26 protein-coding genes are annotated in these 26,326 nt (G+C 35.3%); 25 read left to right on the plus strand and 1 reads right to left on the minus strand.

Features of this window, described 5'->3' with window-relative positions:
• The first annotated feature begins 169 nt into the window (after positions 1–169).
• The 12 genes from gpr (at position 170) to deoC (ending at position 14,024) form a co-directional block, all read left to right on the plus strand.
• A complete protein-coding gene (gene gpr / locus OEV82_RS00625) occupies positions 170–1,294 on the plus strand; it encodes a GPR endopeptidase (RefSeq protein ID WP_377701839.1) in 1,125 nt (374 codons plus the stop codon).
• 87 nt (positions 1,295–1,381) lie between these two features.
• Positions 1,382–1,696: a YqxA family protein gene (locus tag OEV82_RS00630; RefSeq protein ID WP_173660483.1), complete on the plus strand. Its 315-nt coding sequence runs from the start codon at positions 1,382–1,384 to the stop codon at positions 1,694–1,696.
• A gap of 208 nt (positions 1,697–1,904) precedes the next feature.
• Complete coding sequence (lepA, locus tag OEV82_RS00635; protein ID WP_173658051.1) at positions 1,905–3,728, plus strand: translation elongation factor 4; 1,824 nt, start codon at positions 1,905–1,907, stop codon at positions 3,726–3,728.
• Between the two features lie 153 nt (positions 3,729–3,881).
• Positions 3,882–5,015, plus strand: coding sequence for a radical SAM family heme chaperone HemW (hemW, locus tag OEV82_RS00640; protein WP_263060677.1), 1,134 nt, complete (start codon positions 3,882–3,884; stop codon positions 5,013–5,015).
• A 182-nt stretch (positions 5,016–5,197) separates the two neighbouring features.
• Positions 5,198–6,226: a heat-inducible transcriptional repressor HrcA gene (hrcA, locus tag OEV82_RS00645; RefSeq protein ID WP_173658049.1), complete on the plus strand. Its 1,029-nt coding sequence runs from the start codon at positions 5,198–5,200 to the stop codon at positions 6,224–6,226.
• Between the two features lie 122 nt (positions 6,227–6,348).
• A complete protein-coding gene (grpE, locus tag OEV82_RS00650) occupies positions 6,349–6,981 on the plus strand; it encodes a nucleotide exchange factor GrpE (protein WP_263060678.1) in 633 nt (210 codons plus the stop codon).
• A 36-nt stretch (positions 6,982–7,017) separates the two neighbouring features.
• Positions 7,018–8,865: a molecular chaperone DnaK gene (dnaK, locus tag OEV82_RS00655; protein ID WP_173660217.1), complete on the plus strand. Its 1,848-nt coding sequence runs from the start codon at positions 7,018–7,020 to the stop codon at positions 8,863–8,865.
• Between the two features lie 185 nt (positions 8,866–9,050).
• Positions 9,051–10,184, plus strand: a complete 1,134-nt coding sequence (dnaJ, locus tag OEV82_RS00660) for a molecular chaperone DnaJ (RefSeq protein ID WP_173660219.1) — start codon at positions 9,051–9,053, stop codon at positions 10,182–10,184.
• Positions 10,185–10,204: 20 nt separating this feature from the next.
• Positions 10,205–11,140, plus strand: a complete 936-nt coding sequence (gene prmA, locus OEV82_RS00665) for a 50S ribosomal protein L11 methyltransferase (protein WP_263060679.1) — start codon at positions 10,205–10,207, stop codon at positions 11,138–11,140.
• Positions 11,141–11,164: 24 nt separating this feature from the next.
• Complete coding sequence (locus OEV82_RS00670; RefSeq protein ID WP_263060680.1) at positions 11,165–11,917, plus strand: 16S rRNA (uracil(1498)-N(3))-methyltransferase; 753 nt, start codon at positions 11,165–11,167, stop codon at positions 11,915–11,917.
• 4 nt (positions 11,918–11,921) lie between these two features.
• Positions 11,922–13,280, plus strand: a complete 1,359-nt coding sequence (mtaB, locus tag OEV82_RS00675) for a tRNA (N(6)-L-threonylcarbamoyladenosine(37)-C(2))-methylthiotransferase MtaB (RefSeq protein ID WP_173660225.1) — start codon at positions 11,922–11,924, stop codon at positions 13,278–13,280.
• 90 nt (positions 13,281–13,370) lie between these two features.
• Positions 13,371–14,024 (plus strand): deoxyribose-phosphate aldolase, encoded by a 654-nt coding sequence (gene deoC, locus OEV82_RS00680; RefSeq protein ID WP_173660227.1) that lies wholly within the window; start codon positions 13,371–13,373, stop codon positions 14,022–14,024.
• A gap of 70 nt (positions 14,025–14,094) precedes the next feature.
• Here deoC and OEV82_RS00685 read toward each other — a convergent pair whose 3' ends face one another.
• The gene (locus OEV82_RS00685; protein WP_263060681.1) at positions 14,095–15,009 is read right to left on the minus strand and encodes a Na/Pi symporter; all 915 of its coding nucleotides are present in this window, start codon (positions 15,007–15,009) and stop codon (positions 14,095–14,097) included.
• A gap of 165 nt (positions 15,010–15,174) precedes the next feature.
• Between OEV82_RS00685 and rpsU the strand changes: the two genes are divergently transcribed.
• The 13 genes from rpsU to era all read left to right on the plus strand — a co-directional run bounded on the left by rpsU (position 15,175) and on the right by era (position 26,218).
• Positions 15,175–15,351 carry a 30S ribosomal protein S21 gene (rpsU, locus tag OEV82_RS00690; protein ID WP_173660229.1) on the plus strand — a complete coding sequence of 59 codons (177 nt, stop codon included), beginning with the start codon at positions 15,175–15,177 and terminating at the stop codon, positions 15,349–15,351.
• Between the two features lie 16 nt (positions 15,352–15,367).
• Complete coding sequence (locus OEV82_RS00695) at positions 15,368–15,811, plus strand: GatB/YqeY domain-containing protein (protein WP_173660231.1); 444 nt, start codon at positions 15,368–15,370, stop codon at positions 15,809–15,811.
• A 205-nt stretch (positions 15,812–16,016) separates the two neighbouring features.
• On the plus strand, positions 16,017–17,330 hold the full coding sequence (locus OEV82_RS00700; protein ID WP_263060682.1) for an NfeD family protein: 1,314 nt from the start codon (positions 16,017–16,019) through the stop codon (positions 17,328–17,330).
• A gap of 50 nt (positions 17,331–17,380) precedes the next feature.
• Entirely contained in the window at positions 17,381–18,391 is a 1,011-nt protein-coding gene (floA, locus tag OEV82_RS00705) for a flotillin-like protein FloA (protein ID WP_407672712.1), read from the plus strand.
• 20 nt (positions 18,392–18,411) lie between these two features.
• Positions 18,412–18,987 (plus strand): hypothetical protein, encoded by a 576-nt coding sequence (locus OEV82_RS00710; protein ID WP_263060683.1) that lies wholly within the window; start codon positions 18,412–18,414, stop codon positions 18,985–18,987.
• A gap of 61 nt (positions 18,988–19,048) precedes the next feature.
• The gene (gene yqfC / locus OEV82_RS00715; protein WP_263060684.1) at positions 19,049–19,333 is read left to right on the plus strand and encodes a sporulation protein YqfC; all 285 of its coding nucleotides are present in this window, start codon (positions 19,049–19,051) and stop codon (positions 19,331–19,333) included.
• Positions 19,334–19,354: 21 nt separating this feature from the next.
• A complete protein-coding gene (yqfD, locus tag OEV82_RS00720) occupies positions 19,355–20,551 on the plus strand; it encodes a sporulation protein YqfD (protein WP_263060685.1) in 1,197 nt (398 codons plus the stop codon).
• Between the two features lie 56 nt (positions 20,552–20,607).
• On the plus strand, positions 20,608–21,528 hold the full coding sequence (locus OEV82_RS00725; protein ID WP_263060710.1) for a PhoH family protein: 921 nt from the start codon (positions 20,608–20,610) through the stop codon (positions 21,526–21,528).
• A gap of 274 nt (positions 21,529–21,802) precedes the next feature.
• Positions 21,803–23,974, plus strand: coding sequence for an HD family phosphohydrolase (locus tag OEV82_RS00730; RefSeq protein ID WP_263060686.1), 2,172 nt, complete (start codon positions 21,803–21,805; stop codon positions 23,972–23,974).
• A 1-nt stretch (position 23,975) separates the two neighbouring features.
• Complete coding sequence (gene ybeY / locus OEV82_RS00735; protein ID WP_173660240.1) at positions 23,976–24,446, plus strand: rRNA maturation RNase YbeY; 471 nt, start codon at positions 23,976–23,978, stop codon at positions 24,444–24,446.
• Positions 24,447–24,459: 13 nt separating this feature from the next.
• Positions 24,460–24,810, plus strand: a complete 351-nt coding sequence (locus OEV82_RS00740; RefSeq protein ID WP_173660242.1) for a diacylglycerol kinase family protein — start codon at positions 24,460–24,462, stop codon at positions 24,808–24,810.
• A gap of 105 nt (positions 24,811–24,915) precedes the next feature.
• Entirely contained in the window at positions 24,916–25,317 is a 402-nt protein-coding gene (locus OEV82_RS00745; RefSeq protein WP_173660244.1) for a cytidine deaminase, read from the plus strand.
• Positions 25,307–26,218: a GTPase Era gene (era, locus tag OEV82_RS00750; RefSeq protein WP_173660246.1), complete on the plus strand. Its 912-nt coding sequence runs from the start codon at positions 25,307–25,309 to the stop codon at positions 26,216–26,218. Before OEV82_RS00745 ends, era begins: the two co-directional genes overlap by 11 nt.
• The last annotated feature ends 108 nt before the right edge of the window (positions 26,219–26,326 follow it).

Consider the following 26,326-nt stretch of genomic DNA (forward strand, 5'->3'; position numbering starts at 1 on the left):
AGCCAGACCAGACGGTTTTAGACTAAATTTCAACTTGAAGAACAAGTGATATTCTATCAAAAGTTGGAAAAGAATGCAATAGATCTCTAAAAAACAATCTCCGCATGAATACAATTGTTTCGGGAATAATAGATAAAAGTTTCCAATTCGTTATTGAATAAAGAAAGGAATGAAAGCGTTGGTTAAGGGAGAAGACTTAAAAAAATTTTCTGTTCGTACTGATTTAGCAGTTGAAGCAAAGGAAATGGTGGTAGAACAACAAGAGAAAGAACAACAAAGACCTTCTGAAATCCCAGGTGTGATCGTTAAGGAAAGAATGGAACAAGGAGTGAAAATCTCTGATGTAACAATTACGGAAGAAGGTTCTGAAACCGTTGGAAAAAAGCCTGGAAAATACTTAACGATTGAAACGCAAGGCATTCGCCAAGCAAATCGTGAACTTGAAGAACTAACTAAAACAATTTTTGTCCGTGAGTTTAAAAATTTTTTAAAAAGTCACAATATAAATGAGAGCTCCAAATGTCTTGTTGTTGGACTTGGAAACTGGAATGTTACACCTGATGCACTTGGTCCGATGGTATGTGAAAAACTAGTAATTACAAGACATTTGTTTGAATTAACGCCGGAGACGGTAGAGAAAGGTTATCGTCCAGTTAGTGCGATATCACCCGGCGTAATGGGACTTACCGGGATTGAAACGAGTGATATTATATTCGGAATTGTACAAAAGACGAAACCGGATTTTATTATTGTTATTGATGCATTGGCTTCACGTTCGATAGAAAGGGTAAATGCAACGATTCAAATATCCAATACAGGCATTCATCCCGGTTCTGGTGTAGGCAATAAACGAAAAGAGTTAAGTAAAGAAACTTTAGGAATTGATGTTTTTTCCATTGGTGTACCTACAGTGGTCGATGCTGTCTCTATCGTCAGTGATAGTATTGATTATATTTTAAAGCATTTTGGGCGTGAGCTTAAAGAAGGTGAACGTCCATCTCGTGCACTAGCTCCAGCAAATTTAACGTTTGGTGAGAAAAAAGTGTATAAAGAAGACGATCTACCTGGGGAGTCGGAACGTAAAACGTTTATGGGGATTGTTGGAACTCTTGAAGAAGAGGAAAAAAGGGCTTTGATTCGAGAAGTATTGACACCGACAGGTCATAATTTAATGGTCACACCTAAGGAAGTTGATGTATTTATTGAACGGATGGCAAATCTACTAGCAACTGGTTTGAATCAAACATTACATCTAGCGTTAGATGAAGATAGTGCAAATTACTCAACATTCTAATCTCCCTCTTTCATTTGTTCTTTTCTATTAAATACAACATATAGTATTAAAAAACGTTTAATTTTTGCCAATGATTGGGTGATGAATATGTTCCGTTTCTTTTTAAAAACATTTTTATTAATAAGTATATTATTTTTTGGGATCATTCTCGGCTTTTTAGAGGCGAATAACGGTCTGCATAAAATGAAAGGCTATGATGACGGGAGCTTCGAACGAGTGATCTCGATAGAGGAACACGAGGGTGCATATGAAACAAGCATCTTAGGCGAAAAAATATCCAGTCATAATTTAAATGAAAAGAAAAAAATTATAGAAGAGATTCATACGTATAACATCTTCTCTGATATTGCCCAAAAATTGGCTCATTTTTTTAATACGATATTTTCTTCTGTGTTTTTATAAGTAAGTGGAACTGTTTCAATGGTGTGATGCACCATTGGAACAGTTTTTTGCTTTTCTATTCGATAATCATGTTAAAATATATCTTGCAAAAAACAATTAGTAAATAGAAGATTATTATACCGTTATAGAGTTTTGATTGAATATAAAAAAATGTACTGTTATAATCAAAATTAGCGATTTTGCAAGGACTTAGGAGTGAACGGAAACGATGAAAAATGAAGAAAAATTTTTACGACAAGAAAAAATCCGTAACTTTTCGATTATTGCTCATATCGACCACGGGAAGTCGACATTGGCGGATCGAATTTTAGAAAAAACAAATGCATTATCTAGTAGAGAAATGAAAGATCAATTGCTAGATTCAATGGATTTAGAAAGAGAACGTGGAATTACAATTAAATTGAACGCGGTACAATTAAAATATAAAGCAAAAGATGGAGAAGAATATATTTTTCATTTGATTGATACTCCCGGGCATGTTGACTTTACATACGAAGTATCAAGAAGTTTAGCAGCTTGTGAAGGGGCCATACTTGTTGTTGATGCCGCTCAAGGAATCGAAGCCCAGACCCTTGCGAATGTATATCTAGCCCTTGATAATGATTTAGAAATCTTACCTGTTATTAATAAAATTGATTTACCGAGTGCAGAGCCGGATCGAGTTCGTCAAGAAATTGAAGATGTCATTGGTTTAGATGCAAGTGAAGCTGTCCTTGCATCAGCGAAAGCCGGGATCGGTATTGAAGAAATTTTAGAACAAATTGTTGAAAAAGTTCCACCACCAATGGGGGATCCAGCTGCCCCATTAAAAGCATTAATTTTTGATTCTGTTTATGATCCATATCGTGGTGTTGTTGCGATGATTCGGATTGTAGAAGGTTCAGTAAAAGTTGGTGATAAAATTCGTATGATGGCCACAGGTAAAGAGTTTGAAGTGACTGAACTGGGTGTACAAACTCCGAAAATGACTCCACGAGAGGAATTAACCGTTGGAGACGTTGGTTATTTAACAGCTTCGATTAAAGATGTCGGAGACACGCGTGTAGGTGATACCATCACATTAGCAGATAATCCTGCAGATGAACCATTACCTGGTTATCGAAAATTGAATCCGATGGTATTTTGTGGGTTGTATCCAATCGATACGTCGAAATACAATGATTTACGTGAAGCCTTGGAAAAGTTGCAATTAAATGATGCTTCATTACAATTTGAACCGGAAACATCACAAGCATTAGGCTTTGGTTTCCGTTGTGGATTTTTAGGACTTTTACATATGGATGTTATTCAAGAGCGGATCGAAAGAGAATTTAAGATAGACTTAATTACAACCGCGCCAAGTGTTATTTATCATGTTTACACAACTGATGGGACTAAAGTTGAAGTTGATAACCCTGCCAATATGCCTGAACCTCAAAAGATTGATCGCATTGAAGAACCTTTTGTTAAAGCGACGATTATGGCGCCAAAGGAATATGTAGGTCCGGTTATGGAACTTTGTCAAAATAAGCGGGGAATTTTTATTGATATGCAATATTTAGATGAATCTCGTGTTTCGATCATTTATGAAATACCATTGGCAGAAATTGTCTATGATTTCTTTGATCAACTAAAATCCCATACAAAAGGTTATGCATCCTTTGACTATGAACTTATTGGATATAAACAGTCAAAACTCGTGAAAATGGATATCTTGTTAAATGGTGAGAAAGTTGATGCTTTAAGTTTTATTGTTCATCGTGATGCAGCTTACAATCGTGGGAAAGTAATTGTTGAAAAATTAAAAGATTTAATACCACGTCAACAATTTGAAGTTCCTGTTCAAGCTGCAATTGGAACAAAAATTGTTGCACGTTCTACCATTAAAGCGATGAGAAAGAATGTCCTCGCGAAATGTTATGGTGGAGATATTTCACGTAAACGTAAATTGTTGGAAAAACAAAAAGAAGGGAAAAAACGGATGAAGCAGGTCGGTTCCGTTGAAATCCCACAAGAAGCCTTTATGGCGGTATTAAAACTAGATGAAGAATAGGTCTTTTTTGAGGGGAGTCCTTTGTATGATTGGACATCCCCTCTATATTTCATGGAAAATTGAAGTAGAAATAGTAAAAAATTATAAGTTTTTCTTAAATAATATATTTTAAGGGGTCCGATATCCCCTTTATTTTTGAAGGTTGTGATTGTTATGCCAGAATCAGTTTATATTCATATACCATTTTGTACACATATTTGTTATTATTGCGATTTTAATAAAGTCTTTTTAAAGGGACAGCCTGTTGATGATTATTTACAGGCGATGCGTCTTGAAATGGAACATACATTTCAACAATTTCCACCAAAGCAGATTAAAACGATTTTTATTGGTGGTGGCACACCGACAGCGTTGAACGAAAATCAACTGACCTATTTAATGAAATCGATTCATGCTTTTGTTCAGTTTGATTCGAATATAGAATTTTCAATTGAAGCCAACCCGGGTGATTTGACCGTTGAAAAACTGAAAATCTTAAAACATTATGGTGTCAACCGGTTAAGTTTAGGTGTTCAATCTTTTAATGATGAACTGCTTCAGGCAATCGGTCGTAGTCATCAAGCAAAGGATGTTTATGTAACAATCGATGAAGCAAGAAGGCTTGGATTTAACAATATTAGCATTGACTTGATGTATGGACTGCCAAATCAAACGATTCAAGATGTTAGACACTCCTTGGATGAATTTTTCCAATTAAACCTTGAACACTGTTCTGCTTATTCTTTAATAGTTGAGCCGAAAACCATTTTTTATAATTTAATGAGAAAAGGAAATTTACCATTACCTTCTGAAGATATAGAGGCAACAATGTACGAATTAATGATGGATGAGATGGAAGGTCACGGTTATAAACAATATGAAGTAAGTAATTATGCGAAAAAAGGCTTTGAGAGTAAGCATAATCTTGTATATTGGAATAATGATCATTATTACGGAATCGGTGCTGGGGCTCATAGTTATATAAATGCAGTAAGAAGATCGAATATCGGTCCAGTTAATAAATATATTCAAGCTGTTAAAGAAAATGGGCATGCCATTCGAGAAGAAGTAACATTATCGAAAAAAGAACAAATTGAAGAAGAAATGTTTCTTGGTTTGAGGAAAACAGAGGGCGTATCGATAAAAAAATTTCAGGAAAAATTTTCGATTCATCCCCTCGAATATTATAGAGAAGAGATTGAAAAATTAACAAACAAACAATTAATCGAAGTAAATCATAGATTTATTCGGTTGTCAAAGCAGGGTAGAATGCTCGGAAATCTTGTTTTTCAAGAGTTTATTAAATAATCTTTGATTGCATAATAGAAATAAAATTAACAATAAGGCAATTAGCATATTCGCTGGTTGCCTTTTATTTTCATTCGTCTATCGCTTTTAAATTTCTCACAATTATTGACATGTGAAAACGAATTTGTTAATTTATAAGTATTAGCACTCCGGTTTAATGAGTGCTAAAAGGAGTGATGGTAATGTTAACAGAGCGCCAATTGTTAATATTGCAGATCATTATTGATGATTTTATTCGCTCTGCTCATCCAGTCGGTTCGCGTACATTGGCAAAAAAGAAAGGTATAAATTTTAGTTCAGCTACGATCCGAAATGACATGGCCGATTTAGAAGAACTCGGCTTAATTGAAAAAACACATACTTCTTCGGGAAGAGTACCATCGGAAAAAGGGTATCGTTTTTATGTTGATCATTTATTATCTCCAGAAAAACTTGAACAACATGAATTGAAGATGATTGATGAATTATTCGAAGAAAGTATTTTTGAACTTGAAAAAATCGTTCAAAATTCCGCGAAAGTATTATCTGAATTAACAAAGTATACTGCAATTGTATTAGGACCGACTGTCGAAGATCATAAGTTGAGTAAATTTCAAATCATCCCATTAAATGATGATTCAGCAGTGGCAATTATTGTTACCAATACAGGTCATATCGAGCATAAATTGTTCACGATACCATCATCGATTCATCCTACCGATATAGAAAAAACAGTGAATATTTTAAACGAAAGGTTAAGAGGTGTACCTCTAAGTGAGTTAAACTCCAAATTAATGGGAGAAATCATTCAGTTATTCAAAGAGCATCTCCATAGTTATGAAGCGATGTTTCAATCCTTATTTACTGTATTAAACATTTCTTCAAATGATAAGCTATATTATGGCGGAAAAATAAATATTTTAAAACAACCTGAGTTTCAAGATATAGAAAAAATTAAGGATATTATAAAGTTGATGGAAGAAGAGGACAATTTTTATCATTTGCTACGAACAACACCGTTTGGTACACATGTGAAAATTGGAACTGAAATTAAAGTTCCTGAAATGGAAGATTTAAGTTTAATTACGGCAACTTATAATATTGGTGAAGAACAATTTGGGAAAATTGCAATATTAGGTCCGAAACGAATGAATTACGGAAAAGTAATATCTTTACTGAATTTACTAAGTAAAAATTTGACATTTACACTATCTAATTTATACGATGAATAGTGACTAGAAATTTACTTTTTTAGTTAAAGGAACTATTCCGCACGTGGTTGAACAATCTCGTGCGGATAAATGTGTTTACATACATACGTCTATCTTTCACTCTGTACACAGGGGGTGACATCATGTTAGAAGAAAAAGAAGAAATCAAAATGGAGGATAAAGAATTGGAAAAAGAATCACAAATTACCAATGAAGCACAAGAAGAGCCAATCTTGGATCAACATGAGCAATCTTCAGCTAAAGAAGATGAAGAACTAAACAACCAAGAAGAAACAAACGTAGAAAATGATGAAATAAAATCTTTACAAGAAAGAATCGAACAATTAGAAAAAGAATTAGAGGAAAAAGAAGATCGACTTTTACGAATTCAAGCAGAATACGATAATTATCGTAAAAGAACGCGAAATGAAATGGTTGCTTTGAAAGAATATGGTTCTCAAGATCTTGCAACAGAATTGTTGCCTGCCCTTGATAATTTTGAACGGGCACTTCAATCAAACGTCACTAGTGAGGATGGAAAATCGCTGTTACAAGGCGTTGAAATGGTATATAAAAGCATTTTAGAGACTTTTAAAAATGCAGGTATTGAACAGATAGAAACTGTTGGAAAAGAGTTTAATCCACATGAACACCATGCTGTTATGCAAGGTAATGATGATCAATATGATTCAAATATCGTAATAGAGGAGTTGCAAAAGGGCTATAAATTAAAGGATAGAGTTATTCGCCCTGCAATGGTGAAAGTAAATCAATAGCAACAGAATTTAGACTTGAATTTGGGAGGTTTAACAATGAGTAAAATTATTGGTATCGATTTAGGAACAACAAACTCATGTGTAGCGGTATTAGAAGGTGGAGAACCAGTCGTCATTCCAACTCCAGAAGGTGCAAGAACAACTCCATCTGTAGTGGCTTTTAAAGACGGTGAACGCCAAGTAGGGGAAATTGCAAAACGTCAAGCTATTACGAATCCGAACACAATTATCTCCATTAAACGCCATATGGGTACAGATTACAAAGTAAATATTGAAGGTAAAGACTACACTCCACAAGAAATTTCTGCGATTATTTTACAACACTTAAAATCTTATGCTGAAAGTTATTTAGGTGAGAAAGTAACAAAAGCTGTTATTACAGTTCCAGCATATTTTAATGACTCACAACGTCAAGCTACTAAAGATGCTGGAAAAATTGCTGGTTTAGAAGTAGAACGAATTATTAACGAACCTACAGCAGCTGCCTTAGCATACGGATTAGACAAAATCGAAGATGAAGAAAAGATCCTAGTGTTTGACTTAGGTGGCGGTACATTTGACGTTTCCATTATGGAACTTGGAGATGGAGTATTTGAAGTAATTTCCACATCGGGAGATAACAACCTTGGTGGAGATGATTTTGACCAAGCGATCATCGATTATCTGGTTGAAGAGTTCAAAAAAGAACACAACATTGACCTATCACAAGATAAAATGGCATTACAACGGTTAAAAGATGCAGCTGAAAAAGCGAAAAAAGACTTATCAGGTGTAACAAGTGCACAAATTTCTTTACCATTCATTACTGCTGGTCCAAGTGGTCCACTTCATTTGGATATGACTTTGACCCGAGCAAAATTTGATGAATTAACATCACATCTTGTAGAAAAAACAATGGGACCTGTTCGTCAAGCTTTAAGTGATGCAGGTTTAACTGCAAATGATATTGATAAAGTTATTTTAGTTGGTGGTTCAACTAGAATTCCAGCTGTGCAAGAAGCTGTAAAAAAAGAGCTAGGAAAAGAACCGCATAAAGGGGTAAACCCAGATGAAGTAGTAGCCATGGGTGCTGCTATTCAAGGTGGGGTTATTTCTGGTGATGTAAAAGATGTAGTATTACTTGATGTTACGCCTCTTTCACTTGGGATCGAAACAATGGGTGGCGTATTTACAAAACTTATCGAGAGAAATACAACGATACCTACATCAAAATCACAAATTTTCTCAACTGCTGCTGATAACCAAACAGCTGTTGACATCCATGTATTACAAGGTGAGCGTCCAATGGCTGCGGACAATAAAACCCTTGGCCGTTTCCAATTAACGGACATACCACCTGCTCCACGTGGTGTACCACAAATTGAAGTAACATTTGATATTGACAAAAATGGTATTGTAAATGTTAGCGCAAAAGATTTAGGTACAGGTAAACAACAAAAGATTACAATTCAATCCAGTTCAGGTCTTTCTGATGAAGAAATTGAACGGATGATTAAAGAAGCAGAGACAAATGCTGAAGCAGATAAAAAACGTAAAGAAGAAGCAGAATTACGTAATGAAGCTGATCAACTTGTATTCACCACTGAAAAAACGTTAAAAGAATTAGAAGGTAAAGTTGATGCAGCGGAAGTGAAAAAAGCGGAACAAGCAAAAGATGAACTGAAAAAGGCAATTGAAAGCAATAATCTTGAAGAAATTCGTGCTAAAAAAGATGCGTTATCTCAAATCGTTCAAGAACTTACAGTAAAACTTTATCAGCAAGCAAATCAAGCAGGCCAAGCTGGTGAACAAACAGGTTCTAATACAGATGCAAATACAAGTGATAAAAAGAACGATGACAATGTTGTTGATGCTGATTTTGAAGAAGTGAACGATGACAAATAATTTCGTTCTATTAACAAAACGCTAAAAAGCGAAAAGTCAAAGTCAAGTTTACTTGGCTTTGACTTTTTCTGCTCATAAGGATTTCTCGTAGAAGACCCATTTAAGTTGAAAACGATAATGTATTGCTTTGTTCATCAAAAGAATGCTAAAATTATTTTTATGTGATAGTACGGGGAGTGGAACATATGTCAGCAAAACGTGACTATTATGAAGTACTTGGCGTCGGGCGAGATGCCACGAAAGATGAAATAAAAAGAGCGTATCGAAAGCTTTCAAAAAAATATCATCCTGATCTTAATAAAGAGCCAGGTGCCGATGAAAAATTTAAAGAAATAAGTGAAGCCTATGAAGTGCTAAGTGATGATCAAAAAAGAGCACAATATGACCAGTTCGGTCACGCTGGTGCAAATCAAGACTTTGGCGGATTTGGCGGCGGTGGATTTAGTGATTTCGGAGGCTTTGGATTTGAAGATATTTTTGATACATTTTTCGGTGGTGGAGGAAGACGAAGAAATCCAAATGCACCGCGACAAGGAGCCGACTTGCAATATACTATGACCTTGTCCTTTGAAGAAGCAGCTTTTGGTAAAGAAACAGATATTGAAATTCCTAAGGATGAACAATGCTCTACTTGTCACGGAAGTGGAGCTAAACCAGGAACTAGTCCAGAAGAGTGTCCTTATTGTCATGGCAGTGGACAAATCTCAACTGAGCAAAACACACCGTTTGGCCGTATTGTAAATCGAAGAAATTGTCCTCACTGTCAAGGTACTGGGGAAATCATTAAAGAAAAATGTACAACTTGCCGTGGAACAGGAAAAGTTAAAAAACGGAAGAAAATACACGTTAAAATCCCAGCAGGTATTGATGACGGCCAACAATTACGTGTTGCAGGACAAGGTGAGCCAGGGATTAACGGCGGACCTCCTGGAGACTTGTATATCATTTTTTATGTAAAAGAACATGAGTTTTTTGAACGTGATGGCGATGATGTATATATTGAAATGCCGATTACCTTTGCGCAAGCGGCACTTGGAGATGAGATTGAAGTACCGACACTATATGGTAAAGTTAAATTGAAAATTCCTGCAGGAACTCAAACACATACGAAATTCCGCTTGCGTGGTAAAGGAATAAAAAATGTTCGCGGCAATGGAGTTGGTGACCAACATGTAATTTTAAAAATTGTTACTCCTAAAAAATTAACAGAAAAACAAAAACAACTTCTTCGCGAATTTGCCGAAATAAGTGGTGACATACCGGAGGAGCAATCTGAATCTTTTTTTAATAAAATGAAACGTGCTTTTAAAGGAGATTAAAAAATGAGGTTTGGTCGATTATGAAATGGTCTGAAATTAGTATTCATACGACAAATGAAGCAGTAGAGCCTATTGCCAATATTTTATATGAAGCTGGTGCTAGTGGTATTGTGATTGAAGATTCTTTCGATTTGAATAAGGATCATCCGGATCAATATGGGGAATTGTATGAATTGAATCCGGATGACTTCCCAGAAGAAGGAGTCATTGTTAAAGCCTATTTACCTGTCAATAGTTTTTTAGGAGAAACTGTGGAACAAATAAAATCCGCAATCAATAATTTATTGTTATTTAATATTGATATTGGTTTAAATAAAGTGACCATCAGTGAAGTTCATGAAGAAGAATGGTCAACTGCATGGAAAAAATATTACCATCCTGTAAAAATTTCAAGTAAATTTACGATTGTCCCAACATGGGAAGAATATGAACCGGTGTCAAGTGACGAATTAATGATCGAACTTGATCCAGGTATGGCTTTCGGAACCGGGACACACCCGACCACTGTGATGAGTATTCAAGCATTGGAACAAACGGTAAAAAAAGATGATATCGTATATGATGTTGGTACTGGATCAGGTGTATTAAGCATTGCATCCGCTATGCTTGGCGCAAAACACGTCCTAGCATTGGATTTAGATGAAATAGCGGTGAAAAGTGCAGAACTAAACATAAAAATTAATCATATTCAAGATCGGATTACGGTTAAACAAAATAATCTTCTCGATGGCATTACAGAACCAGCAGATGTCATCGTTGCCAATCTACTTGCAGAAATCATTGTCCGTTTTACAGACGATGCTTTTCGTCTTGTAAAAGATGGGGGATACTTTATTACGTCAGGCATAATTAATCAAAAAAGACAAGAAGTTGAAGAACAGATCATAAAAGCTGGATTTGAAATTGTTGAAACGATCATGATGGAAGATTGGGTCACAATTGTAGCAAAAAAATAAGGCACATATGAAAGTGTGATTGTCATGCAACGTTATTTTTTAACGAATAATCAATTGGTCAACAATAAAGTTCATATGCTTGGTGAAGATTATCATCATATTGTACGAGTCATGCGAATGACACCGGGAGAAAAGTTTTCTGTTGTCAATTCAGATGGAAAAGTTTTGATCTGTGAAATTTTAGAAATTCACCCCGAATATGTTGAGGCCCTTGTTTTAACTGAAAAAGAAGAAAACAGAGAACTTCCAATTCGTGTTTGCATTGGAAGCGGGTTGCTTAAAGGAGATAAATTCGATATAGTTATCCAGAAAGGAACAGAACTCGGGGCAGGCTCTTTCTTACCTTTTTCCTCTGATCGTGTCGTTGTGAAATTTGATCGTAAGAAAAAAGAAAAACGTGTGGAACGCTGGCAAAAAATTGCGAAGGAAGCAGCAGAACAATCTGAAAGAAATATAATACCGACGGTAGAAATTCCATGCACTTTTAACGAAATGATTCAGTTCAGTGAAACATTTGATAAAAAATTAGTTGCTTATGAAGCAAAAGGAAGAGCTAATGATACAAAAGATTTTCCAAACGTATTAAAAAACTTAAATAGTGGGGACTCACTATTTATTCTATTTGGACCGGAAGGCGGTTTTTCTAATGAAGAAATTCACACATTACTCGAGAACGGATTTGAAACATGTAGTTTAGGTCCAAGAATTTTACGAGCGGAAACAGCACCATTATATGCATTAGCTTCGATTTCATTTTATTTTGAATTATTGAGGTGATTTTGTGTCAACTGTGGCGTTTTATACTTTAGGTTGTAAAGTGAATCATTATGAAACAGAAGCAATTTGGCAATTGTTTAAACAACATGGGTATGATAGAGTCGATTTTGAAACAAATGCCGATGTTTTCGTTATCAATACATGTACAGTAACAAATACCGGTGATAAAAAGTCTAGACAAGTTATACGTCGAGCTATACGTAAAAATCCTGATGCCGTAATTTGTGTGACAGGTTGTTATGCTCAAACTGCTCCAGCAGAAATAATGGCGATTCCTGGTGTCGATATTGTTGTAGGGACGCAAGATCGGAATAAAATGCTCGATTATATCGAACAATATCGTAAAGAACGCAAACCAATTAATGCGGTACACAATATTATGAAAAACCGCACTTATGAAGAGTTAGAAGTACCTTACTTTACAGATCGCCACCGCGCATCTTTAAAAATTCAAGAAGGTTGTAATAACTTCTGTACTTTCTGTATTATTCCATGGGCTAGGGGATTGATGCGTTCCCGAGATCCTGAACAGGTCATTAAACAAGCCCAAATGTTAGTTGACAATGGCTATAAAGAGATCGTCTTAACCGGTATCCATACGGGTGGATATGGTCAAGACTTTAAAGATTACAATTTAGCCATGCTCTTACGTGACTTAGAAGAAAAAGTAAGAGGATTAAAGAGGTTAAGAATTTCATCTATCGAAGCAAGTCAATTGACCGATGAAGTGATTGATGTGATCCGCAATTCAAACATCATTGTTCGACATATGCATATACCATTGCAATCCGGATCAGATACCGTATTAAAACGGATGAGAAGAAAATATACAATGGCAGAATATGAAGAACGATTACTTAAATTAAAAGATGCCCTTCCTGGTTTAGCTGTAACCTCGGATGTTATTGTTGGATTCCCAGGTGAAACAGAAGAAGAATTTATGGAAACTTATCATTTTGTAAAGAAACATAAATATGCTGAATTACACGTTTTCCCATATTCTAAACGGACTGGAACACCTGCGGCACGGATGACAGATCAAATTGATGAACAAATAAAAGATGAACGTGTACAAAGGTTAATTGCATTATCTGATCAATTAGCAAAAGAATATGCATCCAACTTTGAAGGTGAAGTATTGGAAGTCATTCCAGAAGAACCTTATAAAAAAGATCCAAACAGTGGACTATTTGAAGGTCATTCAGATAACTACTTAAAAGTCGTCTTTCCAGCAACTAAGGATATGCTAGGAAAAATTGTCCGCGTTAAAATTACAAAAGCAGGTTATCCATATTGTGAAGGACAATTTGTGCGAGTGCTGGAAGATGAAATTGTTGATGACAGTAAACAAATCGTAAGTTAATATATAGAAGGGGGTTAGTCCCCTTATATATGTCTGAGTAATAGACTGCGAGGTAGTTAAGAATTAATGATATAAAGGAGAATGACAACAATGGAAATTGCAAAATATATCGACCACACGTTATTAAAACCAGAAGCCACGAAAGAACAAGTTGAGAAATTATGTAACGAAGCAAAACAATATAACTTTGCTTCTGTTTGTGTCAATCCAACATGGGTTAAATTAGCCAGTGACATATTAAAAGGTACAGATGTTAAAGTTTGTACAGTTATTGGTTTTCCGCTAGGTGCAAATACGCCAGAAACTAAAGCTTTCGAAGCAGTTAATGCGGTTACAAATGGTGCTGAAGAAATCGATATGGTAATGAATATCGGTGCGTTAAAAAGTGGAGACACCGAATTAGTACAAAAAGATATTGAAGCTGTTGTAAATGCAGTAAAAGATAAAGCACTTGTAAAAGTGATCATTGAAACTTCTCTATTAACTGAAGATGAAAAAGTAACGGCTTGTCAATTATCTGTACAAGCAGGTGCTCATTATGTTAAAACTTCAACTGGTTTCTCAACAGGAGGAGCAACTGTGGAAGACGTTGCATTAATGAGAAAAACAGTCGGTCCAAATGTTGGGGTAAAAGCATCTGGTGGTGTCCGGACTGCAGAAGATGCAAAAGTAATGATTGAAGCAGGTGCTTCTAGAATTGGTGCAAGTTCAGGTACTGCAATTGTAGATGAATATCAAAATTAATTTTGAAGAGCTAGGTGTTATTTAAAAAGTGCCTTCCAAAATACTTTTTAAATAGCACCTTTTTTTATATTCAACCATGTATTTTTTCGATGAAACGTGCAAATGGATTGACAAATGGTAAAAAAATGAAAGAAACAATGAGATTAAATAACACGCTTGCATGGGCAAGTTGATTATCTGGTGTTGAGGCGAATAAGGATACGATTTGTGAAAATTGAGATATAAATGGAATAAAAATCATGACACCTAAAACGTTCAACCAAATGTGGGCCCATGCTGTTTTCTTAGCTTCTTTGCCTCCGCCAAGACTTGCAACATAAGCATCTAAACATGTCCCAATATTAGAACCAAGCATGACACCGATAGCAACGGGTAAACTGATCGCATGAGCCTGTAAAAATCCCATGGCAATACCAGTCATTGCAGTACTTGATTGGATCAGTGCGGTTATGACGCATCCTGCAATAACGGACAAAAAAACATTTGCTTCTAACGATAAAAGAAAAGGACCAATGACTTCACTTTCTGCAAGGGGAGCGGCCAAACGTTCAAAGCCAAATAATGCCATAAAAATCGCACCTAAGCCATAAAAAAATAATCCGAAACTACGAATTTTGTTAACTCGAAACAAAAGACAAAGACTGCCGAAGATTAACAATGGGATAATGAATTGCTCTGTTCCGAATGCCAAAAATTCTAATGTTGCCGTCGTTCCAATATTTGTACCTAAAATAATACCAAACGATTGTTTAAAAGAAATGAGATTAGCAGAAACAAATCCAACAGTGATAATCATAACCGCCGAACTCGATTGTAAAAGCACCGTTAAAAAAGTGCCAAACACGAGTCCAGTTATAGGTGAAGAAGTAAATTTTAACAGCCATTCGCTTATTTTTTTATGCGAAACGGTTTTCAAGCCGAGTCGCATAATATACATTCCACCAAGGAATAAAGTTAAATATAAAATAAACAATAAGAATGACAACTTGTCCTCACCTCAATCTATCTTATGATGATATTGCCAAAACATGAGTTTAAAATTTCTTTTTACAATAGTTGACCAATGTTAATTTTTCTATTATAATTTTAGGGTACATGGAAAATTCCATGGGAATGTAGTAAGGTGTTTTGTTCGGAGGGAGGGAAAGATATGTCAAAAACAGTTGTTCGTAAAAATGAATCCCTTGATGATGCATTACGTCGTTTCAAACGTCAAGTATCAAAAACGGGTACATTACAAGAAGTAAGAAAACGTGAATTTTACGAGAAGCCAAGCGTTAGACGTAAGAAAAAGTCTGAAGCCGCAAGGAAACGTAAGAAATTTTAAGAGGGTGTAAACGATAATGAGTCTTCTTGAACGTTTAAACGAAGATATGAAAGTAGCTATGAAAAATAAGGATAAACATAAACTTTCCGTTATTCGAATGATTAAATCTTCTTTACAGAATGAAGCGATTAAGCTTGGCAGGGATTTAAAAGAAGACGAAGAGCTAACTGTTCTATCTCGTGAAGTAAAACAACGAAAAGATTCCCTCCGTGAATTTGAAACTGCCGGTCGTTCGGACCTGGTTGAAAAAATACAAACAGAACTTACTTACGTTGAACATTATTTACCTGAACAATTAAGTGAAGATGAATTAAAAACAATCATTCAAGATGCAATACAGCAAACTAAAGCGACATCCAAATCAGATATGGGGAAAGTAATGGGCGTCGTTATGCCGAAAGTAAAGGGCAAAGCGGATGGCTCATTAGTTAATAAACTTGTCCTTCAAGCACTATCATAAATCCCGAAATAAAAGATAAAAAGGGTCTGACAAATCAGTGTCAGACCTTTTTTAAAGCGATCAAAAGCTTTAATTTTCAAAAAAATTACTTGGGCTCGCTTTTGCGATTTAATGGATTTTTTATGATAGTTTTTACATATTTTTGAAACTAAAACGTAACCTTTATCGTATAAGTAGTATCGCTATAATGAAGGGAGGGTATCGTTTGCGAGATAGAAGGCTGTTATATCTTGTCATCACGTATTTCATACTTCTAGTGTTATTTCCAAACTATCATGTAAGCGGGAAAAACGATCTCGTTTATTATGCTACGATCGACAGTGAAGTGACAAATGGGTTAACCGAATACTTAAATCGAGCGATTAGAACGGCTGAAGAAAATGATGCAGAAGCCATCATTTTTGAAATTCATACACCTGGAGGAGTTGTAACCGCTGCTCAGGATATTGCTCGCCTGTTAGGGAATACCAATATAAAGACCATTGCCTTTATTAATCAAAATGCTCTATCAGCAGGCGCATATATTTCATTAAATATGGATGAAATTTATATGGTTCCATCGGGAAAAATAGGAGCTGCAGGTGTCATTACACAAGATGGCAATGCGGCTGATAAAAAAGCACAAAGTGCCTGGATAGCAGCAATGCGTTCTGCAGCTGAACAAGGCGGTAGAGATCCAATTTATGCTATAGCCATGGCTGATGAATCAATAGAAATACCGGAACTAGGGAAAGAAAAAGGTGAATTTCTCACCTTGACAGCAACGGATGCTAAAAAAGTCGGTTATGCAGAAGGCATTGTGAGTTCGAAGGAAGAACTACTTCAAATTCTAGGTTTGCAACATGCGAATGTTGAAACAATCGATAAAACAATTTCAGAAAGAATTGCTGAATTCATTACGAATCCGATTATAACTTCATTATTATTAACTTTAGGCAGCTTAGGTATTGTGCTTGAATTGTATTCACCAGGATTTGGTATACCAGGAACTGTCGGCATTAGTTCCTTTTTATTATTCTTTTACGGCCATTATATTGCAGGATTAGCAGGTTATGAATCGCTTATTTTATTCTTACTAGGTGTAGGATTGATTCTATTAGAGTTTTTTATCCCTGGTGGTATCGTTGGATTTATTGGTCTCGGATTCGTCATTTTGTCCATCCTGCTTACAGGTGAAAGTATGCTTCAAATGGGAATAAGTCTAGGGATTGCCATATTGGTTGCAATCATAGTGATGGTGATTTTTATGAAATTTTTCAGAAAAAAAGTACGGATATTTGATAATTTAGTACTCCGTGATGCAACATCTTCGGATAAAGGCTATGTTTCAAACAAGTCTAGAACGGATTTGTTGAATAAGGAAGGTACAGCTCTAACCCCTCTTCGGCCATCAGGTACAATTATCATCGATAATGAACGGATTGATGCCGTAACTGAGGGTGGCTTTATTAATAGTGGTGATAAAGTGGTGGTTATTAAAGTAGAAGGTGTAAGAGTCGTCGTTCGTCAAGTCAATTAATTTATTTATATATTACAACAAATTTTTGAAAAGAATGAGGAGGTTTTTTAATGCAAATTGCAGGAATTGATTTTTTTACCCTGATTATAGTTGCTTTAATCATTATTTTGCTTATTTTCTTTTTATCTTTTATTCCAGTAATGCTCTGGATTAGTGCCCTTGCGGCAGGTGTGCGTATCAGTATTTTTACTCTAGTTGGAATGAGGCTTAGAAGAGTAATTCCAGGTAGAATTGTGAACCCATTAATTAAAGCACATAAAGCTGGTCTGGATGTAACAATTAATCAGTTGGAAAGTCATTATTTAGCTGGTGGTAATGTTGATCGTGTAGTAAATGCATTAATTGCTGCCCAAAGAGCTAATATCGACTTGACCTTCGAACGCTGTGCAGCAATTGATTTAGCTGGACGCGATGTGTTAGAAGCTGTGCAAATGAGTGTTAATCCAAAAGTTATTGAAACGCCATTTATTTCAGGTGTAGCTTTAGATGGGATTGAAGTAAAAGCGAAAGCAAGAATTACCGTTCGTGCAAATATTGATCGACTTGTCGGTGGTGCAGGTGAAGAGACCATTATTGCACGTGTAGGTGAAGGGATTGTAAGTACGATTGGTAGTGCTCAAAACCATAAAGAGGTACTTGAAAACCCTGATTTAATTTCACAAACCGTATTGAAAAAAGGTCTTGATGCTGGTACAGCCTTTGAAATCCTTTCGATTGATATTGCCGATGTCGATATTGGTAAAAACATCGGTGCGATCTTGCAAACAGATCAAGCAGAAGCTGATAAAAACATTGCTCAGGCGAAAGCTGAGGAACGTCGGGCGATGGCGGTTGCAGCTGAACAAGAAATGGTAGCTCGTGTACAAGAAATGCGTGCAAAAGTGGTTGAAGCTGAATCGCAAGTACCTCTTGCTATGGCAGAAGCTTTACGTTCAGGTAATCTTGGCGTAATGGACTATATGAATTATAAAAACATTATGGCTGATACAGAAATGAGAAATTCGATCGGTCGAGCAACAAATGAAGAAATGAATGGTAAAAATAATAAAAATGATAAATAAAAGATGGGAGGTTTTCCCACTTGATTAATTTTCTATTGGAAAATTTTCCTTTATTAATCATTGTGATTGGCGGTTTACTTTCTTTATTTGGCGGCGATAAAAATAAGTCTGAAAAGCAAACTCCACGTCCAAAAGCGTCAACGAAAGAACTAGAAAAAACGCCACCTTTTGGTAGCGGTGGGTCGCCGTTTAACGGTGATAGTAATCCGTTTGATGAATTGCGGCGTGAATTGCAAGATTCTTTTGGAAAACGTAGAAATAATGAAAGGGAATCGAATTCAAAGATTGAACCGCAACAGACGGAAAGTAGTATGGAATCAGTTGTTCGTTCAAAAGAAGCGGATATTAAAAATCAAGTACATGAAAAATTAGCACAAGCTGAGCAAATTTTACAGGAAAAGAAAAAAGAAGAAAAACAGCAATTACAACGAGGTTTGGACCGAATTGAGCGGGTATCTCGCCAAATAAAAATGGAGGATAAGGTTATCGTACCGAAAGTAACTAGAGCAAGTATTACCCAAGGCATTATTTGGTCAGAAGTTCTCGGACCACCGCGTGCCAAAAAACCGTATCGTTCAAATGTTTATCAAAAATAGTAAAAATTGTGCTATTCCCCCTTTTCATTTCATAAATATGAGATGAAAGGGGGTTCTTTTTTTGGCAAAAAAATGGAAGCAGAAAATTCAACGATGGCTAACAAAACAACTGGATCTTCCTGAAGATGTCATGATGGACTTTCCCCGTATCACAATGGTAGGACAACTACATATATATATCGAAAATCATCGAGGTTTGCTCACGTTTTCAGATAGTGAAGTAAGAGTTTTACTAAGTCAAGGTCAACTTTTAGTAAAAGGTGAAGGTTTCGTTATTAAAACAATGTGGCCCGAAGAATTAATTTTAGAAGGAAAGATTGAACAAGTCCTTTATATAAATGAATGAACGGTTTGGTGGGAGGAAGGTATGAAAAATTTATGGTTTAAACGCTTATTCGGCTCGATTACCGTTAAACTAATTGGTATAGGTGGCGAACGAATTATTAATGAATTAATTCGTCATCATGTTGTCATTTGGAATGTAAAGAAGCTCCAGGAAGGGGAGCTTAAATTTCAAATGTTTATTAAAGATGTTTCCCATTTGCGCAAAGCCGTTAGAATTCACCGAGTAAAGGTACGATTTATCAAACGGGGAGGATTTCCTTATTGGTTAAAGCGACTAAGAAGGAATACAGGGTTATTTATTGGTGCATTAGTGGCGTTTATCATCATTACCTTATTGTCAAATATGATATGGAAAATAGAAATAAAAGGGGCATCTCCAGAATTAGAATATAAAATGATGAACCAATTAAAACAGATGGGCGTTAAAGTTGGTGGCTTTCAATTTTTAGTTGATGACCCAGAGGGAATCCAAAGAAAATTGACGGCAATGAATGAAGATGTGACATGGATTGGTGTGGAATTAAATGGGACGAGCTATCATTTTCAAGTGGTTGAAAAAGAGCAACCTGAAGAAGTAGAAAAAACTTCTCCTAGACATTTAGTAGCAAAAAAAGAAGCAGTGATCGTTGATTATTTTGTAGAAAAAGGTGAACCAGTCGTTACGATTAACGACTTTGTAAAACCAGGGCAATTATTAGTTTCAGGCTTAATTGGACGTGAAGATGATAAACAAAAAGTGTCAGCAAAGGGTAAAATATTAGGTAAAACATGGTATACAACGGAAGTTGAAGTTGATTTGACAACAGAATTTGAATTATTAACAGGGGAAGAATGGAAACAAATGACTTTAGACTTTGGAAATTTTTCCATACCAATTTGGGGGTTTTCAACGACAAAATATAAACATGAAAAAGTGGAGCAAAATAAAAAAGAACTAAAATTTTTTAAATGGACTTTACCGGTTGCGATCACAAGTAAAACTGTAAAAGAAGTGGAAATTCATACAAAAAGCTATAAGAAAGAAGAGGCAAGAAAATTAGCGCTGGAAATTGCAAAAAAAGACTTGCAAAAAACAGTTCCGGAAGAAGCTAAGATTTTAGATGAAAAAATTTTGCATGAAAAGGAAGAGAATGGTAAATTAAAGTTATTAATAAGTTACGATGTAATAGAAAATATTGCAAAAGAAGCACCAATCATTCAAGAAGAACAAGAAGATTAGGAGTGTTGTCATTTTTGAATACACGAGAATTTCACCTAACCCATTTAGATAACCCAATGAGCCTATTTGGAACAGGCGATAGTCATTTGAAAATGATTGAAAATGAATTAGACGTTTCCATTACAACACGGGGTGAAAGTATAAGGATTACAGGTGAGGAACAAAATGTAAGTTTTGCTGAAGAAGTAATCCGTTCGTTGCATGCAATGGTTCAAAAAGGGATTACAATTAGTCCTCGGGATGTTTCGCTCGCCTTACAAATGGGAAAAAAAGGTACAATTGAATATTTTTCTGATTTATACAAAGAAGAAATTACTAAAAATGCGAAAGGAAAACCAATTCGAGTAAAAACCCTTGGTCAAAGGGATTATGTTCAAGCAATAAAAAAATATGATTTAGTTTTTGGGATCGGACCGGCAGGGACGGGAAAGACTTATCTTGCCGTTGTACTAGCCGTCCATGCTTTAAAAAGTAATTTGGTTAAGCGGATTATTTTAACTAGACCAGCAGTGGAGGCAGGAGAAAGCTTAGGGTTTCTTCCAGGAGATCTAAAGGAGAAAGTGGACCCGTATTTACGCCCTTTATATGATGCTTTACATGATGTTTTAGGAAATGAACATACAGAACGCTTAATTGAGCGAGGGGTTATTGAAATTGCACCGTTAGCCTACATGCGAGGTCGTACACTTGATGATGCCTTTGTCATTTTGGATGAAGCGCAAAATACGACCCATGCGCAAATGAAAATGTTTTTAACCCGGTTAGGTTTTGGTTCAAAAATGGTTATTACAGGCGATCTCACCCAAATTGATTTACCAGAAGGAGTTCAATCGGGATTATCATCGGTACAACGAATTTTGAAAAATGTACCAGGAATCGGGGTTTGTTATTTACAGGAAACCGATGTTGTGCGACACCCACTTGTAGCGAGAATCATTAAAGCATTTGATGAACATGTACCTAATGAAGAAAATTAACGAGGATCCGTAATAACTCACCGTTTGGTGGGTTTTTTATTGGCTAAAAATTGTATAATAATAATGATAACTGCTTATTTTTTCCATTAAATGATGAAAAATGTAATAAGAATTGATAAAATTGAACATAAAGTATGAGGAGAACAATGTTTTCTTAAAGTCCAGCTATTTGCCAAATCATTTGTTAAGTTATTTACAATACATAAGCTCCATGCAATGATTGTATTGTAAAGAAAAACGAACTTATCCCCAAAACATAAAAGGTGGGATTGTTATGAAAAGAAGAAAAGATAAAAATGAAAGGATCTTACTTAAAACATTACAATTTTTAAATAAACGATTTGCATATTGGATTATTTTTATTATTATTGGTTTAGTACTTTTTGCTTCAATGTACAATAATGTTAAACCAATTGTTCTCGATGTTACGAAGTTTGAGCCTGCAAAAGAAACGATTCGTTCTCCATTTACAATTGAAGATGTACATGCTACAGAAAGGGCTCGCCAAGAAGCTGCCAATCAAGTCCAAGCTAAATATGTTCTGAAACCTGAAATTGGACAAAATCGTATTGATTTAATTAATTCAATTTATGATTCAGCAATTGAACTACAAGATGAACTAACGGAACTGAGTATACGGGCCGAAGCTGAAAATTCAGAAGATGAACTTGCTGTTGATAACCCTACTTTAAAAGAAAAAGTAAATTGGTTAAAAGAGAAATTGACAAAAAGTGTGGTTAATGATTTATCTAATAATACGCTTGAAGCCTTAGTGAACAATAGTAAACCAGATTTAGTTACTGCCAGGGATGCGGCAGTTACAGCAATAAATAATGTTATGAGTCATGAAATTTCATCTTCTGAGGTTGAAAATGCAAGAAAGAAGGTCGAGGAAGAATTACGATTCGTTTCCATTCCAGAAACGTTGAAGAATGCCACGATAGAATTGGCTCGTTATGCCATTGTACAAAACTATTTTTATGATCCTGAAGCAACTGAAGAACTTAGAAAACAAGCGGAAGAAAATGTAGATCCAGTGTACATACTGCAAGGACAAATTATTGTAGAAGAAGGGCAGTTAGTGAACCAAAAAATCTGGGACCAGTTAGAACTAATCGGATTAGTGAATACTGAGTTCCCATACATGCCATTTATCGGATTATTTATTTTTGTATTTGCTTTGATTGGAATCATTTATTCTTACTATAATGGGAATCGTAAAAATGAATCCGTGAATAAAGAATTGCTTATCTTTAGTGTGATATTACTTGTTTCTATTGTAATCATGAAAGGAATTAGTGCTGTACCTATTCAACAATATGACATAAGTTATGTATTTCCAGCTGCCCTGTGTGCTATGTTGTTGAAAATATTGCTCAATGAGCGACTAGGAATTATCGGTACAATTATTTTAGCTGCTGCCAGTGCAATTATCTTTAATGGACAATCATCGGGATCATTTCATTTAACGATTGCGATTTATATTCTATTTAGCGGGTTAGCAGGAATTGCCTTTTTATCGAATCAAAATCAGCGTTCCAAAATTTTTCAAGCTGGACTATTCGTTTCTGCCATCAATATTTTCGTAGTTATTGCTTTATTATTTATCCCAAATACGAAATTTTCAATGACGCAATATGTCATTTATGCCTCAATGGGATTGTTTTCTGGAATTGGATCAGCTGTCTTAACCATCGGCTTTTTGCCATTTTTAGAAGCTGGTTTTAGTATTTTATCGACGATGAAGTTAATCGAATTATCTAATCCAAATCATCCGTTACTTAAAAAGATTTTAACTGAAGCTCCTGGAACGTACCATCATAGTGTAATGGTAGCCAATCTGGCGGATAGTGCTTGTGAAGCGATTGGGGCAAATGGATTGTTGGCAAGAGTGGCCTGCTATTATCATGATATTGGTAAAACGAGAAGACCAAATTTCTTCATTGAAAACCAAATGAATGCAGGTAATCCTCATGACCATCTGCCACCTGAAACAAGTAGGGATATTATTATTGCTCATGCCCACGATGGTGCAGAAATTTTACGAAAAAATCATATGCCAAAAGAGATTGTAGACGTAGCTTTGCAACACCATGGTACGAGTTTATTAAAATTCTTTTATCATAAAGCAAAAGAAAATGGTAAAGAAGTAAGTGAAGAAGAATTTCGTTATCCTGGACCAAAACCACAAACAAAAGAAACGGCGATCATCAGTATAGCCGATAGTGTTGAAGCAGCCGTTCGTTCTATGAAAAATCCAGACAAGGAAAAAATTGAGGAGCTTGTGAAAAATATAATAAAAGATAAATTGAATGATGATCAGTTTAGTGAATCAGATCTGACATTAAAGGAACTTAAAATTATTGAACAAACCATTTGTGAAACATTACATGGAATTTTCCATAATCGTATTGAGTATCCGGAAATGAAAAAGAAAGGTGATTAACGTGTTAGAAATAGAATACAACGATGAAACCGGAGAGTTATCAGAAAATCAAATTCAACAAATATTAGAATTGTTGACACTAGCTGCTGAAATGGAAAATATTACCGAGGAAAGTGAGTTATCCTTAACTTTTGTAACGAATGAAAAAATTCATCAAATTAATAAAGAGTATCGTGGGGTTGATCGTCCAACAGATGTTATCTCTTTTGCATTAGAAGAATCAGTAGAAGAGGAGATCGAAATTATAGGGGCACCTTCCATGCCTCGGATTTTAGGGGATATTATTATTTCAATTCCGAAGGCTAAAGAACAGGCAATGGAATATGGGCATTCTTTCATGCGTGAGCTAGGATTTCTTGCTGTGCATGGTTTCCTTCATTTATTAGGTTATGATCATGGGACGAAAGAAGAAGAAAAAGAAATGTTTACAAAACAAGAAAAGATTTTAACACAATTTGGTTTATCGCGATAAAGGTTTGTTAGAAATGAAACAATATTTATTATCCTTTAAATATGCACTTGAAGGTATCATTTTAGCCTTTAAACAGGAGAGAAATTTAAGATTTCATTTATTCATGACAATTGTTGTGTTGATATTTGGATTATTATTTAACCTTCATAAATTTGAGTGGATGATACTCATTTTGGTCATCGGATTGATGATTACTGCTGAATTGTTTAATACAGCTATTGAACGGTTAGTTGATTTGTATACAGAGGATTTCCATCCGCTTGCAAAGCAAGCAAAGGATATTTCTGCTGCGGCATGTTTCATTTTTGCAATATGTACAATAATCATTGGGTTCATGATTTTTCTTCCGAAAATACTTTCATGATGATAGGTTAATTTGTTATAATATATGGAATTTTTAGAAAATTAATATTAACAAACTCGAATTTATATTGTAAAATAAAATTAAGTGTAAGAAGGGATGAACAAGATGAATAAGAACCAACTTATTGAAGAAGCAAAAGTAGCACGAACAAATGCCTATGTACCATATTCTAACTTTGCTGTAGGTGCAGCTCTTCTTACCGAAGACGGGCAAGTTTATAGAGGTTCTAATATTGAAAATGCTTCTTATGGGCTAGCCAATTGCGCAGAACGGACTGCGATATTTAAAGCGGTTTCAGAAGGAAAAAAAGATTTTGCTATGATTGCGGTAGTAGCTGATACAGAACGCCCAGTTCCTCCGTGTGGTGCATGTCGTCAAGTTATGACCGAATTTTTTCCTGCAGATATGAAAGTGATATTGTCTAATTTAGATGGAAATATATTAGAAACGACAGTTGGTGAATTACTACCAGGTGCATTTAGAGCGGAGGATATGCATGAAAAATAATGAAAAACACTTTAAATCAGGATTCATAACAATCATTGGCAGACCGAATGTAGGGAAATCCACCTTTTTAAATCATGTCATTGGTCAAAAAATTGCGATCATGAGCGATAAGGCACAAACAACACGGAATACGATCCAGGGCGTACTAACAACGGACGATGCACAACTAATTTTTATTGATACTCCCGGAATTCATAAACCAAAACATCGTTTAGGCGATTTTATGGTAAAAGTCGCAACAAACACATTAAATGAAGTTGATTTAATTTTATTTATGGTAAACGCAACTGAAGAATTTGGGCGTGGAGAACAATATATATTAGAAAAATTAAAGGATGTTCATACAAAAGTATTTCTTGTCATTAATAAAATTGATTTAATTCATCCTGATCAATTAATCGAAGTTATTGCTCAATATAAGGATAAATACGATTTTGCAGAAATTATTCCAATTTCAGCTCTCCAAGGAAATAATGTAGAACGACTAATCGATGTGATTAAAAATTATATGCCTGAAGGCCCGCAGTACTATCCAAATGATCAAGTAACCGATCATCCAGAGCGTTTTATTATTGCAGAACTCATTCGGGAAAAAGTATTACACTTAACTAGAGAAGAAGTACCACATTCTGTTGCTGTCATCATTGAAAAGATTGAAAAAAGAGACAACGGTACAATTCATATTATGGCGGCTATTATTGTTGAACGGAATTCGCAAAAAGGAATTGTGATTGGTAAACAAGGTGCAATGTTAAAAGAGATTGGTAAGCGAGCACGAATGGATATTGAAAATCTACTAGGCTCCAAAGTATTTTTAGAGTTATGGGTAAAAGTTCAGAAAGATTGGCGTGATAAAGCTACTCTATTAAGGGAATTCGGCTATCGTGAAGATGAATATTAATGGATGATATTAAATATTAGGTTGTCACCTAAAATTGTTAAAATCTTCATTTCATGTTTTTTTAGACTTCGGAAAAAATAATATTAGGTTTAGGTAAAGGCTAGTTTA

The sequence above is a fragment of the Pallidibacillus thermolactis genome, from assembly GCF_025660415.1.
In the GTDB taxonomy this organism is placed as follows: domain Bacteria; phylum Bacillota; class Bacilli; order Bacillales; family Caldibacillaceae; genus Pallidibacillus; species Pallidibacillus thermolactis.

Bases quoted from the DNA above. Each gene is read 5' to 3' on its own strand.
- OEV82_RS00730 (WP_263060686.1), top strand. From the start codon at position 21,803: ATGAAAAGAAGAAAAGATAAAAATGAAAGGATCTTACTTAAAACATTA.
- OEV82_RS00670 (WP_263060680.1), top strand. From the start codon at position 11,165: ATGCAACGTTATTTTTTAACGAATAATCAATTGGTCAACAATAAAGTT.
- hrcA (WP_173658049.1), top strand. From the start codon at position 5,198: ATGTTAACAGAGCGCCAATTGTTAATATTGCAGATCATTATTGATGAT.
- floA (WP_407672712.1), top strand. From the start codon at position 17,381: ATGCAAATTGCAGGAATTGATTTTTTTACCCTGATTATAGTTGCTTTA.
- OEV82_RS00740 (WP_173660242.1), top strand. From the start codon at position 24,460: ATGAAACAATATTTATTATCCTTTAAATATGCACTTGAAGGTATCATT.
- rpsU (WP_173660229.1), top strand. From the start codon at position 15,175: ATGTCAAAAACAGTTGTTCGTAAAAATGAATCCCTTGATGATGCATTA.
- grpE (WP_263060678.1), top strand. From the start codon at position 6,349: ATGTTAGAAGAAAAAGAAGAAATCAAAATGGAGGATAAAGAATTGGAA.
- yqfD (WP_263060685.1), top strand. From the start codon at position 19,355: ATGAAAAATTTATGGTTTAAACGCTTATTCGGCTCGATTACCGTTAAA.
- gpr (WP_377701839.1), top strand. From the start codon at position 170: ATGAAAGCGTTGGTTAAGGGAGAAGACTTAAAAAAATTTTCTGTTCGT.
- OEV82_RS00695 (WP_173660231.1), top strand. From the start codon at position 15,368: ATGAGTCTTCTTGAACGTTTAAACGAAGATATGAAAGTAGCTATGAAA.
- OEV82_RS00630 (WP_173660483.1), top strand. From the start codon at position 1,382: ATGTTCCGTTTCTTTTTAAAAACATTTTTATTAATAAGTATATTATTT.
- dnaK (WP_173660217.1), top strand. From the start codon at position 7,018: ATGAGTAAAATTATTGGTATCGATTTAGGAACAACAAACTCATGTGTA.
- hemW (WP_263060677.1), top strand. From the start codon at position 3,882: ATGCCAGAATCAGTTTATATTCATATACCATTTTGTACACATATTTGT.
- lepA (WP_173658051.1), top strand. From the start codon at position 1,905: ATGAAAAATGAAGAAAAATTTTTACGACAAGAAAAAATCCGTAACTTT.
- era (WP_173660246.1), top strand. From the start codon at position 25,307: ATGAAAAATAATGAAAAACACTTTAAATCAGGATTCATAACAATCATT.
- prmA (WP_263060679.1), top strand. From the start codon at position 10,205: ATGAAATGGTCTGAAATTAGTATTCATACGACAAATGAAGCAGTAGAG.
- dnaJ (WP_173660219.1), top strand. From the start codon at position 9,051: ATGTCAGCAAAACGTGACTATTATGAAGTACTTGGCGTCGGGCGAGAT.
- deoC (WP_173660227.1), top strand. From the start codon at position 13,371: ATGGAAATTGCAAAATATATCGACCACACGTTATTAAAACCAGAAGCC.
- OEV82_RS00725 (WP_263060710.1), top strand. From the start codon at position 20,608: ATGAGCCTATTTGGAACAGGCGATAGTCATTTGAAAATGATTGAAAAT.
- OEV82_RS00745 (WP_173660244.1), top strand. From the start codon at position 24,916: ATGAATAAGAACCAACTTATTGAAGAAGCAAAAGTAGCACGAACAAAT.